At 75.5% G+C, this 19,013-nt stretch carries 14 protein-coding genes and 1 pseudogene; 8 read left to right on the top strand and 7 right to left on the bottom strand.

The annotated features are described in order from the left end of the window. Position 1: 1 nt before the first annotated feature. Positions 2-1,441: an ABC transporter substrate-binding protein gene (locus ACFP3U_RS04590; RefSeq protein ID WP_380223857.1), complete on the bottom strand. Its 1,440-nt coding sequence runs from the start codon at positions 1,439-1,441 to the stop codon at positions 2-4. Continuing rightward, positions 1,432-2,016: an MTB12 C-terminal domain-containing protein gene (locus tag ACFP3U_RS04595; protein ID WP_380223858.1), complete on the bottom strand. Its 585-nt coding sequence runs from the start codon at positions 2,014-2,016 to the stop codon at positions 1,432-1,434. Before ACFP3U_RS04595 ends, ACFP3U_RS04590 begins: the two co-directional genes overlap by 10 nt. A gap of 101 nt (positions 2,017-2,117) precedes the next feature. On the opposite strand from ACFP3U_RS04595, the gene ACFP3U_RS04600 reads away from it, so the two are divergent. From ACFP3U_RS04600 to ACFP3U_RS04615, 4 genes are all read left to right on the top strand, one after another. Then, positions 2,118-2,771: a hypothetical protein gene (locus ACFP3U_RS04600; protein ID WP_380223859.1), complete on the top strand. Its 654-nt coding sequence runs from the start codon at positions 2,118-2,120 to the stop codon at positions 2,769-2,771. A gap of 12 nt (positions 2,772-2,783) precedes the next feature. After that, positions 2,784-4,829 (top strand): ABC transporter permease, encoded by a 2,046-nt coding sequence (locus ACFP3U_RS04605; protein WP_380223860.1) that lies wholly within the window; start codon positions 2,784-2,786, stop codon positions 4,827-4,829. Continuing rightward, positions 4,826-5,581, top strand: coding sequence for an ABC transporter ATP-binding protein (locus ACFP3U_RS04610; RefSeq protein ID WP_380223861.1), 756 nt, complete (start codon positions 4,826-4,828; stop codon positions 5,579-5,581). Before ACFP3U_RS04605 ends, ACFP3U_RS04610 begins: the two co-directional genes overlap by 4 nt. 101 nt (positions 5,582-5,682) lie before the next feature. After that, complete coding sequence (locus ACFP3U_RS04615; RefSeq protein WP_380223862.1) at positions 5,683-6,366, top strand: ATP-binding cassette domain-containing protein; 684 nt, start codon at positions 5,683-5,685, stop codon at positions 6,364-6,366. A 129-nt stretch (positions 6,367-6,495) separates the two neighbouring features. On the opposite strand, the gene ACFP3U_RS04620 is transcribed toward ACFP3U_RS04615, so the two are convergent. Next, positions 6,496-7,092 (bottom strand): helix-turn-helix domain-containing protein, encoded by a 597-nt coding sequence (locus tag ACFP3U_RS04620; RefSeq protein WP_380223863.1) that lies wholly within the window; start codon positions 7,090-7,092, stop codon positions 6,496-6,498. A 125-nt stretch (positions 7,093-7,217) separates the two neighbouring features. Then, positions 7,218-9,104: an acyl-CoA dehydrogenase family protein gene (locus ACFP3U_RS04625; protein WP_380223864.1), complete on the bottom strand. Its 1,887-nt coding sequence runs from the start codon at positions 9,102-9,104 to the stop codon at positions 7,218-7,220. A 201-nt stretch (positions 9,105-9,305) separates the two neighbouring features. Between ACFP3U_RS04625 and ACFP3U_RS04630 the strand changes: the two genes are divergently transcribed. Further along, entirely contained in the window at positions 9,306-10,466 is a 1,161-nt protein-coding gene (locus tag ACFP3U_RS04630) for an NAD(P)-binding protein (RefSeq protein ID WP_380223865.1), read from the top strand. Positions 10,467-10,545: 79 nt separating this feature from the next. On the opposite strand, the gene ACFP3U_RS04635 is transcribed toward ACFP3U_RS04630, so the two are convergent. Beyond that, on the bottom strand, positions 10,546-11,187 hold the full coding sequence (locus ACFP3U_RS04635) for a helix-turn-helix domain-containing protein (protein ID WP_380223866.1): 642 nt from the start codon (positions 11,185-11,187) through the stop codon (positions 10,546-10,548). 119 nt (positions 11,188-11,306) lie between these two features. On the opposite strand from ACFP3U_RS04635, the gene ACFP3U_RS04640 reads away from it, so the two are divergent. Further along, on the top strand, positions 11,307-12,788 hold the full coding sequence (locus ACFP3U_RS04640; protein WP_380223867.1) for an MFS transporter: 1,482 nt from the start codon (positions 11,307-11,309) through the stop codon (positions 12,786-12,788). Positions 12,789-13,113: 325 nt separating this feature from the next. Next, positions 13,114-13,677 (top strand): GNAT family N-acetyltransferase, encoded by a 564-nt coding sequence (locus tag ACFP3U_RS04645; RefSeq protein WP_380223868.1) that lies wholly within the window; start codon positions 13,114-13,116, stop codon positions 13,675-13,677. A gap of 68 nt (positions 13,678-13,745) precedes the next feature. Here ACFP3U_RS04645 and ACFP3U_RS04650 read toward each other — a convergent pair whose 3' ends face one another. Together ACFP3U_RS04650 and ACFP3U_RS04655 are read right to left on the bottom strand one after the other, a co-directional pair. After that, entirely contained in the window at positions 13,746-14,231 is a 486-nt protein-coding gene (locus tag ACFP3U_RS04650; RefSeq protein ID WP_380223965.1) for a YbaK/EbsC family protein, read from the bottom strand. A 45-nt stretch (positions 14,232-14,276) separates the two neighbouring features. Continuing rightward, positions 14,277-15,962 (bottom strand): annotated as a pseudogene (locus tag ACFP3U_RS04655) (2-isopropylmalate synthase); the annotation flags it as partial. 574 nt (positions 15,963-16,536) lie between these two features. Between ACFP3U_RS04655 and ACFP3U_RS04660 the strand changes: the two are divergent. Next, on the top strand, positions 16,537-19,013 hold a 2,477-nt coding region (locus ACFP3U_RS04660; RefSeq protein WP_380223869.1), incomplete at its 3' end, for a sensor histidine kinase.

Here is a 19,013-nt window from a genome sequence, read left to right on the forward strand (position 1 = left end):
CTCACGGTTTGTACGGCAGCTGCGGCACGTCGAAACAGGTGGTGGCCATGGACTCCACCTGGGTGACCCAGCCGCCGCGCCCGCCGTCGGCCGAGTCCTGCCAGCGGGCGGCGTTCAGGCAGGCCCGGGTCGGCCCCGTCGGCGGGGGCCGCGGCACGAAGGAGGCGGGCAGGATCAGGCCGTGCGCGTCGTAGGGCTCGGTGCGGTTCATGAACCGTTCGACGCAGGCCCGGGTGAGCTCCGCCCCGCACGAGTCCATCGCGTCGGTGAGCCACCGCGCACCCGCCCAGCCCTCCAGCTCCCAGGCCGACAGCAGCGGCTCCCGGTCCGGGTAGTACCGCGCCATCGCCGCGCGGAACTCCGCCACCGCCGGGTAGCGGGCGGAGTCCGCGTAGTTGAGCGAGGCGGAGGTGGCCCAGAGCGCGTTGCGGCAGGCCGGCGAGGCCTGGTAGTCGGTGCGGACGGTCTGCGACCAGTTCTGCACGTTGGTCACCTTGGCGGTGACGTGCGTGCCCGCCTCGTCCAGGGCGCGGCAGAGCGCGGCGTTGCCCCGGGTGTCCATGGCGTCGAACAGCAGCTGCGACCCGTCCGCCCGGACGGCCGCGGCGACCGCCTGGAAGTTCGGCAGCGCGAAGTCCACCGTCTGCGTGAGCACCCGGTAGCCCTCGGCCTCCAGGCCGGCGCGCAGCTGGGCGGCGTAGCGGGCGGAGTCGGCCTGGTTGTAGGCGACCACGGCGGCGCTGTTCGCGCCCAGCCGCTCCTTGAAGAAACGGAACACCTCGGTGGACTGGTAGAGCGTGCCGTTCCAGCCGACGGCGTGCCCGTCGCGCGGGGCGCTGCTGCCGTAGATGCCGTAGAGGTGCGGCCACCGGTCGTACGCGGTGCCGATCGGCTGGCCGCCGACGTCGGGCACGGCCTTGCCGCTCACGTAGGAGGCGCCCGCGTAGTCGAGGACGCTGCCGGAGACGAGGGCGAAGACGTGCGACTGGTCGATCAGCCGGTGCACGCAGTCCTGGTTGCCGATGCCGCTGCCGCCGTCGTCGCAGGTGACGAGCTTGACGGTGCGGCCGTGCAGGCCGCCCCGGTCGTCGAGGGCCTGGAAGAAGGCCTGGGCGCCGTAGCGCGGGCCGCTGAACACCTCGCTGCCGACCGGGCTGGTCAGCGAGGTGACGACGCCGAGGCGGATCTCGGTCGGGGTGACTCCGGTGTCGGAGGCCGGGTTGCCGGTGGCGTTGGACGCGCCGCCGCTCGTACCGCCGGACGCGGTACCGCCGGACGCGGTCGGGCGGGCGGTGAAGGAACTGTCCGGGAGGCGCGTGCCGCAGCCGGACACCGCGACGAGCGCGAGCACCGACGCGAGGACGGCGGCGACGCGGGCGGACGGCCGCCGACGGGGGCTCCCGTCGGCGGCCCGCGGGCGCGGAGCAGGGGTCAGCTGCATCCGGGGATCGGGGTGCCGCCCGTACCGGCGGCCTGGACCAGCAGACCGCAGAGGCTGGAGCGGGAGACCTTCCAGACCCCGTTGTCCAGCACCGCCTTCCCGGTCGCCGCCGGCTCGATCACGGTGCCCTGGAGCGAGAGCTCGTAGGTGACGGTGGCCTCGGTCGGGGAGGTGAACGACACGTCCGTCACCCTGGCCTTCACCTGGCCGACCCGCGGGTCCTGCGCGAAGCCCTCCAGGACGGGGAGCAGCACATCACCGTTCTGGAGCAACGAGGCCTTCTCGGGGATGGGGGTGGTCGGGTCGAAGAACTTCTGCCAGTTGGTGGTGATCTCGGTCTTGGCCGTCGCCGGATCGGCGGGCGCGGTCGCCCCGGCGCTGGCGCTGGCACTCGACGTGGCGGCGGAGGCCGACGCGGGCGCGGAGGCGGAGGCGGAGGCCGACGAACCGGCCGAGGAGTTCGACGTGCTGCTGCATGCCGCCGCCGTGCCCGCCAGCAGCAGCGCGAGCAGGGCGCTCACCGACCGCAGGACCGGGCCGCCGACGCGACGGGGGCCGCTCTGCCTCACGTGCATGGTGTTCCTCTCGACTGCCGCGCGGGGCGGGTGGCCCGGCTCCGGATGCTGTTCCAGGCCGATCCTGGAAATGTCGCAAGTGACACCATCAAGGCGGATCCATGGACGAATCGCAATCCGAGCAGCAGAACGCCCCGAACCGGTCGAAAGGCGCACCGGCGCGCCTGCCGGACGCGGCGGCCCGGGCGGCCCGTGCTGCCCTCGTGGTGCGATCGGCGCGGGAGAGCCGCGAGTGGCCCGGATGGGCGCTCGTCGCGGTCGGCGCGGTGCTCTGCGTCCTGGGCTGGTACGGGGTCTCGGGCGAGCGCTTCGTCGAGGAGCAGGTCCCCTATCTGGCCTCCGCGACCGTCCCGGGTGCGGCGCTGATCGTGGCGGGTGTCGTCCTGGTCGCCCTGCGCTCCTCCGTCCGGGCGCGGGCCGAGCCGTCGCCGGAGGCCGCACCGAGTGCGACGGACCGCAGGATCGAGCACCTGTACGCCCTGCTGGTCGACAGCGACGTCCTTCCCGATGACCGTCCGGACCCCGCCGCCTCGGCCGCCGCGCCGCTGGCCGTCCCGGGCGGCACGCTCTACCACCGCCCGGACTGTCCGCTGGTGGCGGGCAAACCCACCGCCGCCCCGGTCGACGCCCGGACCGTCCGCGACCGGGCGCTGACACCCTGCCGCCTCTGCGACCCGGAGCCGCTCCGCGACAGCCACGACGGGCCCGACGACCCCGCCACCCGTCCGGACGATCCGAACCCGCCGACCGGCTGAGGCGGCGACCCAGTGCCCACCCCCCTGACCCGGGCGCTCGCCGCCCTGCTGCCGGCCGCCGGGTCCGGCGACTCGGCCGGCCTCACCGTCGACCTCGCCCTCGCCGGCCTGACCGTCGGCAGCGCCGCCGCGCTCAGCGGCATCGGGCTGGTCGTCTGCCACCGCGCCACCGGCGTGCTCAACCTCGCCCAGGGCGCCCAGGCGATGCTCGTCGCCTATCTGCTGCGCGACCTGGTGGTGGTGCGGCACTGGCCGGTCTGGCCGGCCGTCGCATGCTGCCTGTTGCTGGTGGCGCCCGCCCTCGGGGTGCTGCTGGACGTCCTGGTGTACCGGCCGCTGCAACGGCGCGGCGCCGGTTCGGCCGAGACCATGGTGGCCGGCCTGGGCGTGTTCGTGCTGGTCATCGGGGTGGTGGTGCTGGTGTGGGGCACCGCGCCGGTGGCCGGCGCGCCGTCCCCGTTCAGCGGCGCGCCGATCGGGCTGCCCGGTGGGCACCTGCTGCGCCCCGACACGGTGGCGCAGCTGGTCGCGATCCTGGTGCTCGCCCTGACGGTGGGCGCGACCACCCGCTTCACCCCCTTCGGCCTGCGGCTGCGGGCGGTGGTCGACGACCGGCGGCTCGCCGAACTCGCCGGGGTGGCCGCAGACCGGGTGTCGGCGGCCGGGTGGGCGTTCGGCTCGTTCACCGCCGGGCTGGTCGGGATCGCGCTCGCGCCGTACCTGCTGCTGGATCCGTACGGGCTGCCCCTGCTGGTGATGGAGACGATGGCGGTCGCGGTGGCGGCCCGGTTGCGGAGCATCCCGGTGGCCGTGGTGACCGGGCTCGGGCTGGGTGTCCTGCAGGCGGAGCTGACGCGGTTCCGGCCGAGCGGACAGTTGCTGCCGCTGCTGCAGGCGGTGCAGGCGAACCTGTTCGTGGTGGCGCTGCTGGTCGCCGCGCTGCTGGCCGGGCCCCGGATCACCGGCGGGCGGGGCGGCGCGGACGCGTCACCGGTGACGTCCCGGTCCCGCGGCGTGGGAGGTAGGGGCCCCGGGACTCCGGCGGGCCGTCGGGGCGCCCTGGCGGCCCGCGCGGTCTGCCTGGTGCTGCTCCTGCTGCCGCTCGGCTTCCGCGGCAACGACCTGCGCGGCGCCCTGCTGGTCCCCGCGCTGGCGCTGGTCCTGCTGTCGATCGTGGTGGTGACCGGCTACGGCGGGCAGATCTCGCTGGGCCAGGCCGGGTACGCGGGGCTGGGGGCGCTCGGGACGGCGCTGCTGATGTCCGGTCGGATCCCCGGCCTGCCGGCCCTGCCGGCCGCGCCCGCGCTGCTGTTCGCCGTCCTCGCCACCGCGCCGCTCGGGCTGCTGACCGGCTGGCCGGCGATCCGGCGACGCGGCCTGGCCCTGGCGCTGGTGACCTTCGCGGTCGGGACGACGCTGAGCCGGTTCGTCTTCCAGCAGCCGTACGCGACCACCGGGCTGACGCTGGACCGGCCCGCCTTCCTCTCCGGCGACCGCGCCTTCTACGTCGCCGAACTGCTGCTGCTCGGGCTGGGCGCGGCCGTGGTGCGGGCGCTGCACGGCGGGCGGGTCGGGCGGGCGCTGAGCGCGCTGCGCGACCACGAACCGGGGGCGGCCGCGGCCGGGGTCGACGTGCCGGGGCTCAAGCTGTTCGCCTTCGTGGCGGGGGCGGCGCTGGCGGCGCTCGGCGGCGGGCTGATGGGGATGGCGGGTCGGGCGTTCGACGCGGCGGCGTTCGACCCGGTGCGCGGGCTGCTCTGGTTCGCGGCGGTGGTGGTGGCGGGGGCGGACAGCGCGCTGGGCGCGGTGCTGGCGGCGGCCCTGCTGATCGGCCTGGACGCGGGCACGGTGGCGGGGGTGTCGGCGGTCGCGGTGGGGGTGCTGGCGGCGGGCATCGGGCGACTGCCGGGCGGTCTGGCGGGCCTCGCGGCGGGCCGGGTGAACGCCCGGGCCGGCCCCGCGCCGTCGCCGCTGCCTCCTCCGCTGGTGGGCGGGCTGACGCCGGCGGGACGGCGGGTGCGCGCGGCGATCGCGGCCCGCCGGGCGGCCGGCCCGTGAACGGCGAGCGCGGCACCGCCCGGCTCACCGCCCGGGGCCTGGTCCGCCGCTACGGCGGGATCGAGGCGGTGGCGGGGGTGGACCTGACCGCGCCGGCGGGGCGGGTCACCGCGCTGATCGGGCCGAACGGTGCGGGCAAGAGCACGCTGTTCGACTGCCTCGCCGGCACCGCCCGCCCGGACGCCGGCCTGGTCCTGCTCGGCGGCCGGGACGTCACCCGGCTGCCGGTGCACGAGCGGGTCCGGCTCGGGCTGGCCCGCACCTTCCAGCAGATCGCCGTGTTCCCGAGGCTCTCCGTCGCGGAGAACGTCCGGGTCGGCGCCGAACAGCGCCCCGGCACCCGCCGCCACCGCGAAGCCGGCGCGGCGGCCGAGCGGACGGCCCGCGCACTCGCCGTGCTCGGGCTGGACGCGCTGGCGGCGGAACCGGCCGGTGAGCAGCCGACGGGCGTACTTCGGCTGGTCGAACTGGCACGGGCCCTGGCCGGCGAGCCGCGCGTCCTGCTCCTGGACGAGCCGGCGGCCGGTCTGGACAGCGCGCAGACGGCGCGCCTGGTGACCGTCCTGCGCGGTCTCGCCGACACCGGCATGGCGCTGCTGCTGGTCGAGCACGATCCGGACCTGGTGACCGAGCTCGCCGACACCGTCTACGCGATGGCCGACGGCCGGATGGTCGCCACCGGCCCGACGGCGACGGTCCTGGCCGACCCCCGGGTGACCCGGGCCTGGGGAGGGGCGGAGGTGACGGGCTGACAACTGACAACTGACAGATATCAGATAACAGATGACGGATAACAGATGACAGATTCCCAACTTCCAACCCTCAATCCGCCCTCGACCCTTGGAGCGCCCCCGTGCCCGTCGATGTCGCCCTGCTGGCCGCCCGGGTGCGGTACGGCCCGCTGGAGGCACTGCACGGCGTGGACCTGACCGCCCCACCCGGAGGTGTCACCGTGCTGCTCGGGCGGAACGGCTCCGGGCGGACGAGCGTGCTGCACGCGCTGGCCGGGCTGGTGCCGCTGTCCGCCGGGCGGATCGTCTGGCGGGGCCGGGACGTCACCGGGCTGAGCGCGCACCGGCGGGTGCGGCTCGGACTGACCCTGGTGCCGGCGGAGCGGGCCGTGTTCCCCTCGCTCACCGTCGCCGAGCACCTCGCCCTCGGCACGCCCGCCGCCGCCCGCGAGGTCCTGGAGCTGCTCCCCGAGCTGTCCGCGCTGCTCCCCCGCCGGGCCGGGACGCTCTCCGGCGGTCAGCAGCAACTCGTCGCCGTGGCCCGGGCGTTGACGGCCTCACCCCGACTTCTCCTGCTCGACGAACCGGACCGAGGACTGGCCCCGGCCGTCGCCGCCCGGCTGCACGCGCACCTGCTGACCTCGTCCGCCACCACCGGCCGGACCGTACTGCTGACCGCGCAGACCCTCCCGCCCACCCTGACCGGCGCCGCCGCCGTCCACGTCCTGCACCGCGGCGGGGTCGCCTTCTCCGGGGAGCCCGCCGAGTTGACCAATCCACTCCCAGCTCGATGCGCCTCGATCTAGCGCCGATCGCGCATCTCTACCCTTTCATCGAGCACCCCCGTCCTGACCCGAGCCGGTCCCCGTCCAGGGGTGGTGTCAGTAGGCGCGGCTCGGGAGGGCGAGCCCTGGGCGAGGCGTCGGGCGCGCGGCTCAGGCGTCCTTCGGGCGGGTGCGGGCGCGCAGGTGGAGGCGTTCGCCCTGTTTGTCGAAGAGGCTCAGCACCTCGACGTCCCCCGCCCCGGTGGAGCCGAACCAGTGCGGGTTCTGGCAGTCGAACTCGGCCGCCTCCCCCGGGGCGAGGACGACGTCGTGCTCTCCGAGGAGCAGCCGGAGGCGGCCGGAGAGCACGTACAGCCATTCGTGACCGGTGTGGGTGGCGAGGCTGGGGCTGTGCTGGTTGGCCGGAATGGTGATCTTGAACGCGCGGGGCTCGGTGCGGTGGCGGGAGAGCGGCACGAAGGTCCGCCCGTCGACCCGGCCCGCGTGCTGGTGGACGCGCGGGTCCCGCACGCGCGGAGCGGCGACGATCTCGTCCAGCGGGACGGCGAGCGCGGCGGCGATGGGCAGGAGGAGTTCGAGGCTCGGCTTGCGCTGTTCGGACTCCAGCCGGGAGAGCGTGCTCTTGGAGATGCCGGTGGCCTGGCTCAGGTCGGCCAGGGACATGTCCTTCCGCTCGCGCAGCCGGCGCAGTCGGGGACCGATCTGGCGCAGGGTGGCGGCGATGGCGGGGTCGGCGTCCTGGTCCATACCGAGATCGAATCAGGGCGTCCCGGTTCCGGCAACGCCGCGTCCCGCCGGGGTGGGCGCCCAGGCCCCGGGCCGGCCGCCCCGCCCGTCCAGCTGCCCGACGGACGAACGGAGCGGACGGCGGGTCAGACGGCGAAGGCCTCCTGGTACCGCGCGGTGGTGATGGGGAGGCGGTCGAGGAGCGCGTCGGGCAGGTCGAAGGCGTCCACCAGGGTCAGGGCATGACCGGCCAGGTGCGCGACGGATCGTTCCTGCAGATCCGGAAGCGCTCCGGCCTGCGCCCCGGTGAGCCGACCGGCGGCCAGCAGGGCCGTCGCGTGGCCGGCGATCCGGTCCAGGGTGAACAGCTGGTGCAGGTCGAGCAGCAGGGCCCGGGCCGTCGGGTCGGCGGCGGTGTCGGCCCAGGTCAGCAGGGCGGTCCCGGCGTCGCACTCGGCCCGCGCGGTGACGGCGGCGAGGGCGTCGGGGGCGGCGGAGTTCCAGCGGCGCAGGCCGTCCCCGGCGGGTGCCTCGCGCAGCCGGACCCGGGCGCGCGCCAGCCGGAGCCGCCCGGCCTCCCTCAGCAGCGCCTGCCGAACGGCCGGGTCGGCCGGGTCGGCCGAGCTGAACGGGTCGGACGCGTCCTCCCCCGCCGCGTCCTCCCCCGCTTCCAGGAGCAGTTCCGCCCCGGCCTTGGCCCAGAGCGCGAGGTTGTCGCCCTCGGCGGTGATGGTGCCCTCGACGTCGGCGGCGAGCGCGGTGAGCCCGTTGACCGGTAACAGGCCCTGGGCGCCGCAGCGCTCGCGGGCCTCGATGATGAGCGCGCGGGCCTGCCAGGTGGTCCAGCCCTTGGCGATGGCGACCTGGCGTTCGGCGGCGGCCCGGTCGGCGGTGTCGGCCGGGTCGTGCCCGGTCCACCGGGCGACGGCGGCGCGGTGCAGCGCGGTCATCGCGTAGACGGTGGCGAGGCCGGCCAGCAGCGGCCCGTGGTGGGTGCGCAGGCTCCACAGCGGGCGGCGCCGGTCGGGCCGGGTGTCCGAGATCTCGCGGTGGTGGGCGTAGCGGACGGCGGTGGCGAGGGCGACCCGGGCGCCGCCGACGGCACTGGCGCTCATGCAGAGCTTGCCGACGGTGACCCGGCCGATCGCGGCGAGGAACCGTTTCCTCTTGCTGCCCAGCGCGCTGGTGAAGGTGCCGTCCTCGGCGAACCGGCCGTGCGCACCGGTGAGCAGGGCCTCGCGCGGCAGGACCAGCCGGTCGAAGGAGGTGACGCAGTGGTCGACCGGGCTGCCGGGGCGCAGCGGCAGGGGTCTGACGGTGACGCCGGGCAGCGGACCGGCCTCGTCGGTGAGCGGGGTGTGGAAGAGGAATATGCCGTGGTCGCGCCCGTCGATCCGCAGCCGCGCGGCGACCACGGCGGACTTCGGGCCGCCGGCCGGGCCGGTGTTGGGCATGAACTTCTGGGCGCCGGGGCGGGGGGTGTGCAGCGTGAAGGTGCGGTCGGCGCGGTCGTAGTCGGCGACCGTCTCCAGGGCGGCGGCGTCGTTGCCGTGGGCGAGTTCGGTGCACAGGAAGGTGCCGACCCGGTCCATCCGGAGGTACCCGTCGAGCGGGCGCCCGGGGTCGGGGTCGTGGTCGAGCAGGCTGCCGAGGAAGAGGTTGTAGTGGATGCCGGCGAGCACGGTGAGCGCTCCGTCGACGGGGGCGGTCCACTCGTGCAGGGCGGTCAGTCGGACGGGATCGGCGGCGAGCGCGGCGGCGTCCACGCGCTCATCGAGCAGGCGCAGGCGCCGGTAGGAGTCGGCGATCCGGTCGGCGGCGGAGCCGTCGGTCCGCCGGTGCAGGGCGGGGTCGGCGGCCAGGGCGCGCCACGGGCGGTGCCCGCGGCCGCCGTCGGAGCCGTAGAGCAGCCGGGTCAGCTCGGCCGTCACGGCGGCGGTGGGCGGGGTCGCGGCCTCGGCGGCGGGCGAGGTAGCGGGAGCGGGCAGGGTCACGGACTCGGGGGACGTCCGACGACTGGGAATCGTGGTCATGCCATGCCTAAGAGCCCGATCATCCCATCGGTCACGGTCATGTGAGCGAGATCACCATATGATCACCGGCCCCGACCTCCCGTCGGACTGTCACATCCGGGCGCCCTACGTCGTCTCCCTCTCGACAGCGGCAACCACGGCCCGCACACGGGCCGCCACGGCCGGACCGGGACGAGCAGGTACGAGCACGGGAGGACGGACATGGCGCAGCGGATCACCATCATCGGCGGAGGCTTCGGCGGTCTGACGGCGGCGATCTCGGCGGCCGAGGCCGGCGCCGGGGTGACGCTCCACGAGGCGCACCGGCGGCTCGGCGGCCGGGCCCGCACCACCCAGGGGCCGTACCGGGCCAACGAGGGCCCGCACGCCTTCTACCGGAAGGGCCCGCACTGGGCGTGGCTGCGGCAGCGCGGGCTGGTCGGACCGCTCGCCCGGGTCCCGCTGGGCGCGCTGCTGCGCACCCGCTACCGCCTCGACGGCCGGCTGCGCGCGCTGCCGCCGCTCGCGCTGGCGCGGCTGGCGGCCCGCCGGGACGCGCCCGTCGGCCGGACCTTCCTGGGCTGGGCGACCGAGGTGGCGGGCGAGCGGACGGCGCGGGCCGCGGCCAACTTCGCGGCCGTCGCGACCTTCCACCACGCGCCGGGCCTGCTGTCGGCGGCGTTCACCCAGGAGCGGCTGCGCCGGGCCGCGAGCCTTCCGCCGGAGGCGGTGTACCCGGTGGGCGGCTGGCAGGCGGTGATCGACCGGATGACGGCCCGGGCCCGGGAGTTGGGCGTGCGGATCGAGACCGGTTCGCGGCTGGAGGCGCTCCCGCCCAGCAACAACCCGATCGTCGTCGCGACGTCCCTGGAGTCGGCGCGCCGTCTGCTCGGCGACCCGGGCCTGCACGGGGAGAGCGGCCGGACGCTGCTGCTCGACCTGGCGCTGCGGTCACGGCGCGGCGACGCCTTCTTCGTCTCGGACCTCGACGGCACCGGCTGGGTGGAGCGGTTCACCACCCAGGACGACAGCCTGGCGCCGACCGGCGAACAGCTGGTCCAGGCCCAGCTCCCGCTCGCCCCGGACGAGTCGAGGGAGTCCGGCCTGGCCCGGGCCGAGCGCCTGCTGGACCTGGGCTTCCCGGACTGGTCCGACCGCGTGCTCTGGCGCCGCACCGCCGTGGCCGCCGGCCGCACCGGCGCCGTGGACCGCCCCGGCACCACCTGGCGCGACCGTCCCTCCGTCGATCGCGGGGACGGCGTCTACCTCGTCGGCGACCAGGTCGCCGCGCCGGGTGTGCTGAGCGAGGTCTCCTTCACGAGCGCCCTCGAAGCGGTCTCGCTCGCGCTCTCCCGGCACCCCGCCCGGCAGTTCATCCACTGAGGTCCGTCACCCGCGACGCCACCGGCCTGCGGCCGCCGAGCACAGGAAGTCGGCCCGCCCGACGTCCTACGCGCTCGGCCTACTCGGCAGGGTCGGCGCCGGTGCGGAGGACGGCCTGGTCGCCGTGGGGGCCGTAGAGGTGGAGGATCTCGACGGCCTCGCTCCCCGCAGGGCCGAACCAGTGCGGTTCGGCGGTGTCGAACTCGGCGGCCTCGCCGGGGTGGAGGGCGAAGTCGCGGTCGCCGACGAGGAGGCGGAGTTCGCCGGCGAGGACGTAGAGCCACTCGTAGCCGACGTGGCTGACGAGTCTGGGCTCACGCGGGGCGAGGACCTGTTTGAAGACCTGCACCCGGCCCGGGTACTGGGTGAGCGGGACGAGGACGCTGCCGGGGTCGCGCCGACGGGGCTGGAGGTGGAGGCGGGGGTCGCCGGTCGCGGGGGCGGCGATCAGGTCGTCCAACGCGACGCGGTGGGCGCGGGCGAGCGGGATGAGCAGGTCGAGGGTGGGGCGGCGGTGGCCGGACTCCAGGCGGGAGAGGACGCTCACCGACACCCCGGTGGCGGCGGCGAGCGCCTCCAGGGTGAGGCCGCGGCCGAGGCGCAGCGCGCGCAACCGGGGCCCGATGGCGGCGATGATCCCGGCGACGTCCTCGGTCTCGGCGGGACCGGGGCGGTCGGCGGGGTCGGCAGGGCCGGAACGGTCGGCGGGGTCGGCGTCCATGGGGCGATTCTGCCCCGTCCGCGGGTTTGCGGTTTCCGCAAAGACGCTGGGCCGGTGCCGTCCCCCGGTCCCAGCATGGCGATCGGTAAGACGATCCGACCGAAGGGCAGCCCCACCCCATGACCACCACCACCTCCACGGCCACCGGTTCCACCGGTTCCGCCGCTCCCGGCACGGCAGTCGCCGCCCCGCCCCCGCTGAGCGCGCGCCGGCGGTGGACCGTCCTCGCGGTCTGCGCGCTGAGCCTGTTCCTGGTCGGCCTGGACACCACGATCGTCAACGTCGGCCTGCCCGCGATCGGGCGCGGTCTGGAGGTGGGCACCCGCGACCTGGAGTGGATCGTGGACGCCTACACCGTGGTCCTGGCCAGTCTGCTGATCTCGGCCGGCGCGCTCGCGGACCGATTCGGACGTCGCCGGGTCTTCCAGTGCGGCCTGGTGGTCTTCGGCCTCGCCTCGCTCGCCTGCGCCCTCGCGCCGACGGCCGGCGCGCTGGTGGCGGCGCGCGCCCTCCAGGGGGTGGGCGCGTCGATGCTCAGCCCGGTGGCCCTGGCGATCGTGGTGAACGCGATGCCCGACCCCCGGGAGCGGGCCCGCGCGATCGGGGTGTGGGCGTCGGTGTTCGGGCTGAGCATGGCGGCCGGGCCGGTCACCGGCGGGGCGCTCGTCGCGGCCTTCGGCTGGCGCTCGGTGTTCTGGGTGAACGTGCCGGTGGTGCTGGCGGCCGTGCTGCTGAGCGCCCGCTTCGTGCCCGAGTCGCGCGCGCCGCGCGCCCGACGGCTCGACCTGCCCGGCCAGTTCCTGCTCACCGTGGCGGTGGCCGCGGCGGTGGCCGTACTCATCGAGGCGCCGCGGATCGGCTGGGGCTCGCCGGGAGCGTTCGCCGGATACGCGGTGGCCGCGGCGGCGACGGCCGGATTCGTGCTGGTCGAGCGCGGCCGGGACGAACCGCTGATGGACCTCGGGCTGTTCCGGCGGCCGGTGTTCACCACGGCCGCCCTGGGCGCGGTGGCGGTGTTCGTCGCGCTGACGGTGAGTCTGCTGCTCACCACCTTCCAGCTTCAGCACGCCCGGGGGTGGACGCCGCTGGGCGCCGGGCTGGCCGCACTGCCGATGGCGCTGGGCGCGACCGTGTGCGCACCGCTGTCCGGCCTCCTGGTGAGCCGGGGCGGGCCGCGTCGGCCGCTGCTGCTCGCGGCCTGGTTCACGGCGGCCGGCGGCGCGCTGCTGCTGGTCCGGACGTTCCTGGTCGACGACGGCGCGTCCGGCACGGGCCCGTCCGGCAGTGCGGCGCACGGCGTGGCCGACCTGCCGGGGCTGCTGCTCGCCCTGCTGCTGCTCGGCGTCGGCTTCGGCTTCGCGAACGCGCCGATCACCAACACCGCGGTGGGCGGCCTCCCGGCGGACCGTGCCGGGGTGGCCGGGGCGATCACCTCGACGGCCCGCCAACTCGGCTCGGCGGTCGGCATCGCGATCGCCGGCGGCCTGGTCGCGGGCACGGCCCCGGCCGACCTGACCGCCGCCGCCCGGCCCGGCTGGGTGGTGGTCACGGCCTGCGGCCTGTTCCTGCTCCTGGTCGCCCGCGCCGCACGGCAGCGCTGAGCGCGGCAGCACACGAACGGCCCGGCGGCCGGGGACCACGGCCGGGCACCACGGCCGGGCCGTCCGAGGCAGTGCGGGACGACCTCGGAGGGCCCCGGAAAAACCCTTCGCATCCCCTCCAGGCCGCGTGCTACGGTCGATCGTCGAGCCCGGCCGGACGGCCGTTCGAGCTCGCGCGAGAGTCCGATCCGAAGACAGGGAAGGTGAATTGTGGTCACGGTGATAGCCGCTGCGCACGTGCTGCGCGGCACCCGGACTGTCGTCCTCACCTCCCGGGTCCCGGTCTGACGTCTTTCGCTCCGGGGCCCCCTCTCAAGGGTTTCCCATGTCTTCTTCTTCCTCCGCTTCCGCAGCGACTTCCTCCGCGGCTTCCGCCTGGCGCACCCGTGCCGAGCTGCCCTCGGACGTCGCGGCCGTCCGTGAGCTGACGCTCGCCGCCTTCGGGCGGCCGGCCGAGGCCGACCTCCTCGACGCGCTGCGCTCCGACGAGGGGTGGATCGACGGCCTCTCGGTCGTCGTCACCGACCCGACCGACGCCACCGACTCCCCCGTCGGCCACGTGCTGCTCACCCGCGCCTTCATCGGCGACGCCCCGGCCCTCGCGATGGGACCGGTCTCGGTGCACCCCGACCACCAGCGGTCCGGCGCCGGCTCGGCCGCCGTCCTGGCCGGGCTGGAGGCCGCCCGCGCCCGGGGCGAGCGGTTCGTGATCCTGCTCGGACACCCGACGTACTACCCGCGGTTCGGCTTCGGCCGGGCCTCGGAGCACGGCATCACGCTCACCGCCGACGCGCCGGACGAGGCCTGGATGGCCCTCAGCCTGGACCCGGCCCGTCATCCCCTGCCGTCCGGGACGGCCCGCTGGGCCGCCGCCTTCGGCATGGAGTAGTCCCCTTCCCGGTGATCCCGGGTCCGTCCGGCCACACCGCCGGACGGACCCGGGACGCCCCACCGCCACTACGGCGCGGTCACCGTCGAGGCGGTGCCGCCGGTCAGCTTCAGCAGGTCCTCGTAGGTCATCGGCACGACCGTGTGCGGGTGCCCGGCGGCGGCCCACAGCAGGGCGTGGTCGGCGAGGGCGGTGTCGACGACCGTGCGCAGCGGCGCCGGGTGTCCGACCGGGGCGACCCCGCCGATGGCCTGGCCGGTCGCCTCGCGGACCTGGGCGGCGGTCGCCCGGGTGATCGGGCCGGTGCCGAGTTCGCGGGCGAGGTGCGCGGTGTCGACGCGGTGGGCGCCGCTGGTCATCACGAGCAGCGGCGCACCGTCGCAGACGAACACCAGGCTGTTGGCGATGGCGCCGACCTCGCAGCCCAGGGCGGCGGCGGCCTCGGCGGCGGTCCGGGCGGAGTCGGGCAGGACGCGGATCTCCCCGGGCAGTCCGGCCTCGGCGAGGGCCTCGGCCACCGCCCGGCTGCGGGCGGGCAGGATGTCGTCGGTCATGGCGCCATCCTGCCGTGCCGCGCGGGTGGCCGCCGTCCGCGCCCCGGCCCGGCCGACGGCGCTGAGGAGGGCGCGCACCCCGGCCGCCAGCACCGACGAGTCGCGCCCGGCTCCCCACACCACCTCCGCGCCGACCCGCGCCTCGACGTACGCGACGGCGTCACTGTCCGGCCCGGTGCGCACGGCGTGCTCGGTGAACTGCAGGATGTCGACGGCGGGTCCGTCCGCGCCGAGCGCCGCCGCCACGGCGGCCAGCGGCCCGTTCCCCTCCCCGCGCCGGACGACGCCACCGTCACCGCCGACACCCGAGCCGCCAACACCGACTTCCGCCCAGTGCCGCCCGTCCGCCTCCCCGGTCCGCCACCGCACGTCCGGCGCCGCGTCCAGGTACGTGGCGCGGAACAGCGCGTACAGCTCCTCGGCCGCGATCTCCCGCCCGCTGTCGTCCGTCGACTCCTGGACCACCCGGGAGAACTCGATCTGCAGCCGCCGCGGCAGCTCCAGCCCGTACCCGGTCTGCAGCAGGTAGGCGATGCCGCCCTTGCCGGACTGGCTGTTGACCCGGATCACCGCCTCGTAGTCGCGCCCGAGGTCCGCCGGGTCGATCGGCAGGTAGGGGACGTCCCAGGGCGCGAGGCCCGGCGGGACGCCCAGGTCGGCGGCGGTGCGGGCGTGGTGGGCGAGCCCCTTCCTGATGGCGTCCTGGTGGGTGCCGGAGAAGGCGGTGTGGACGAGGTCGCCCACGTAGGGGTGGCGCTCGGGGACGGGCAGCCGGTTGCAGTGCTCGACGGTGCGGCGGATCTCGTCGATGTCGGAGAAGTCGACCATCGGGTCGACGCCCTGGGTGTGGAGGTTGAGCGCGAGGGTCGCCAGGTCGACGTTGCCGGTCCGCTCGCCGTTGCCGAACAGGCAGCCCTCGACCCGCTGGGCGCCGGCCAGCAGGGCCAGTTCGGCGCAGGCGATGCCGGTGCCCCGGTCGTTGTGCGGGTGGACGGAGAGGATCACCGAGTCGCGCCGGGCCAGGTGCCGGTGCAGGTACTCGATCTGGTCGGCGTAGACGTTGGGCGTGGCGATCTCGACGGTGGCGGGCAGGTTGTGGACGACCGGGCGGTCCGGGCTCGCGTCCCACAGCGCGGTGAGGCCGTCGCAGATCTCCAGCACGTAGTCCGGCTCGGTCAGGTTGAAGACCTCGGGCGAGAACTGGAACCGCACGCCGGGGCGGTCGCCGGCCCGGCGGGCCATCTGCTCGGCGGCCGCGGTGACCAGCTCCCGGACCTGGGCCCGGTCCCGGCCGAGGACGTGCTCGCGCCAGACCGGGGCGGTGGCGGTGTAGAGGTGGACGACGACCCGGGGCAGGCCCTCGACGGCCTCGAAGGTGCGGTCGACGAGGTCGGCGCGGGCGGCGGTGAAGACGACCACGGTGACGTCCTCGGGCACCGCTCCGGGGGTGCTGGCGAGCTCGCGGACGAAGTCGAAGTCGGTTCGGCTGGCCGAGGGGTAGCCGACCTCGATCTCCTTGAAGCCCATGGCGAGGAACAGGTCGAACATCCGGCGCTTGCGCCCCGGGTCCATCGGTTCGGCGAGCGCCTGGTTGCCGTCGCGCAGGTCGACCGGGACCCACAGCGGGGCCCGCTCGATCCGCCGCGCGGGCCACTGCCGGCCACCGGGCAGGGCGGCGACGGGCGGCAGCGGGACGCGGGCGTGGGCCGGGCGGTAGCGGTGGAACGGCATGGCGCTGCCGCGCTGGCGGTTCCAGGCGGGGGCGTCGGCCGGGACCGGGCCGGCGGGCGTCCAGAGGGTCGGGAACCGGCCGGACGGGCCGTTGTCGGCGGGCGCGGCGGGTACGACGGGCGCCGCAGGCACTGCGGGCGCGGCGGACGCGGTGGAGCGGGGGGATTCGGTGGAGCGCACGGTCGGCGAAGTCCTTCCGAGGTCGGTGCCGAGGGACGGCGACCGGCAGCACGGCGACCCGCAGCGGGGTGCCGGTCTGTCAGACCCCGCTGCGGCCACCGAGAAGAAGGCTCCACGTCTGCATGATGCCGGGTACCGTAGCCGTGAACCGCAGGCCGGGACAACCCCGTTCCACTGGGCGGAACTCGTCGCCGGGGCGGGAGCCGCCAGGCGGGCGCCCGGCGGGCCGGGCGCGCTCGCCGGACCGCCTCCGACGAGCCCGGGGCGGTGCGGAGGGGTCGTGAACCCCGCGCCATCGCGATGTAAAGAAATCGTGTGCACACACTGTCCGAAGGTCGAACGGACTTTCACTCCTAACACACCATATGACTAGTATCACCTCGTCATAAAGCCCGTGCCCGGACGGTCCGACCCTCCCAGGCCGACCGCCAGCCCCAAGGAGTCAGCTCTGCGCGCGCGTGCGAATCGGCGGCCCCCGACGCCGAAGGCCCCCCGCAGGCGTCGACCGCGCCTGTCGCTGCGGACGGCACTGCTCGTCCTGGCCCTCGTCCCCAGCATCGCCCTGGCCGCCCTCTGGGCGGGCACCAGCGGTGTGACCTTCTTCGACTACCAGCGCCAGGCGGCGCAGAACCTGCTGTCCCAGAAGGCGGGACAACCGTCCAACATCGTCTACTACAACCTCCAGGAGGAGCGCCGGATCAGCGCCGAGGCCATCGCCCGGCCCGGCAGCGTCACCGACAAGCTGAAGCTCCAGCGCCGGCTCACCGACGACGCCGTGCAGACGTTCCAGGCCCTGTCCCGCGAGACCCCCGGCAGCGCGCCCGCCGAGGTCCGCACGGCCGTCGCCGAGGCCCGGCGCGCGATGGAGAAGCTGGGCGAGCAGCGGGCCGCCGTCGACAAGGGCTCCGCCGACCAGCAGGGCGTCTACGCCTACTACACCGACCTGATCGCCGTCGACCTGCGGCTGTTCACCGCGCTCGGCCACGTCGACACCGGCGAGGTCACCTGGACCTCCAAGACCCTGCTGAACGCCTTCTGGGCCAAGGAGATGCTGGCCCGCGAGGACGCCATCCTGGCCCGCGCCTGGCCGTCCGGCAGGCTCAGCGCCTCCGACTACCAGCTCGTCCAGCAGGCGATCGGCGCCCAGGACCACCTGCTCACCGCGCAGGTCGTCCCGTACGTGCCGGCCGAGGAGCGGACCGCCTGGTCGGAGCTGATGGATGGCCCCGCCTGGCAGGCCAAAGCCGCCGTCGAGCAGGCCCTCACCCGCCCGGCCGCCGTCGACGCCACCGGCACCGTGCGGCTCCCGCAGCTCCAGGAGCAGTGGCGGCTGGCCGTCGACCAGATCAACCCGCTGCTGATGAAGGCCATCGAGACCCGCACCGACGGCGTGATCGAGGTCGGCAAGGGGGCGGTCCTCACGCTGCTCACCCGGGTCGTGCTGACCTCGGTCATCGGTCTGACCGCAGTGATCGTCGTGGTCCTCGTCAGCTGGCGACTGACCCGCTCGATGCGCCGCCGGATCAAGGAACTGCACGGCCAGGCACAGGAGCTGGAGCACACCCTGCCCGAGGTGGTCGAGCGGCTGGCCCGCGGCGAGCAGGTGGACGTCGAGGCGGAGAGCCGGGCGGTCACCGCCGGGTCGCACGCCTGCGGCGGCGACGAGCTTGCGCAGCTCGGCCAGGCCATGAACCTGGCCCGCGCCTCCGCCCTGGAGACCGCCGTCCGGCAGGCCGAGCAGCACCGCGGCTTCGAGCGGCTGCTCCAGCGGATCGCCCGCCGCACCCAGCTGCTGATCGGCCAACAGCTGCGCAAGCTGGACGCCCTGGAGCGGCGGCACGAGGACCCGGAGGTGCTGGAGGGCCTGTTCGACCTCGACCACCTGACCGCCCGCCTGCGCCGCTACGAGGAGAACCTGGTCATCATGGCCGGCGGCCAGCCGCAGCGGAAGTGGCGCAAGCCGGTGCCGCTGCTGGACGTGCTGCGCGCCGCGCAGGGCGAGGTGCAGGAGTACCGCCGGATCGTGCTGGACGTCGAGGGCCACCCGTGGCTCTCCGAACGGGCGGTCGGTCCGATCGCCCACGTGGCCGCCGAACTGATGGAGAACGCGGCGAGCTTCTCCAAGCCGCCGACGCCGGTCGACGTGCGGGCAGCCGTCGTCGGGCGCGGGCTCGCCATCGAGATCGAGGACCGCGGCCTGGGCATGGACCCGGAGCAGTACGACGCGGCCAACGCGCTGATGGCCGCCGCGCTCGCGGACGAGCCGCCGCGCACGGACATGCTGGCGCGCGGCGACGACATCCGCCTCGGCTTCCACGTGGTGGCCCGGCTGGCGACGGCGATCGGGCTGCAGATCGAGTTCCGGCCGTCGGCCTTCGGCGGGACCAGGGTGGTCGTGCTCGTCCCCGGCGAGTACGTCCTGGACGGCGACGCGGGGCTGCCGGACGGCGCGGCGGTCACGCCGATCCCGCTCGCCCGGCGGCAGCGGCCGGAGCGGGCCGCTGTGCCCGCGCCCGCGCTTCTCGCCTCGGTGACGGAGATGCCGTCGGTGCCGTTGTCGGCGACGACCCCCGTACCGTCGGCGGTCGTCGCGGTGGACGAGGAGGAGGAGCGCGCGGCCCATGCGGCGCCCGCTCCGGAGCCCGACCAGGCCGGCGGCGACTGGTTCACCCCGGGTACCGCCCCCGGTACGGCTCCCGCTCCCGGCCCGTCGCCGGCCCAGGCGTTCGCGTACGTCGAGTACGTGCCGCCGTCGGACGACGAACTCCTCGGGGCCCCGGGCCGCGACGGCTTCCCGATCCTCGGCGGCTTCCCCGAGCACGACGGCGGCATCCCGACCCTCGGCGGCTTCCCCCAGCACGACGGCGGCAT

Source organism: Kitasatospora misakiensis (genome assembly GCF_042656005.1).
In the GTDB taxonomy this organism is placed as follows: domain Bacteria; phylum Actinomycetota; class Actinomycetes; order Streptomycetales; family Streptomycetaceae; genus Kitasatospora; species Kitasatospora misakiensis.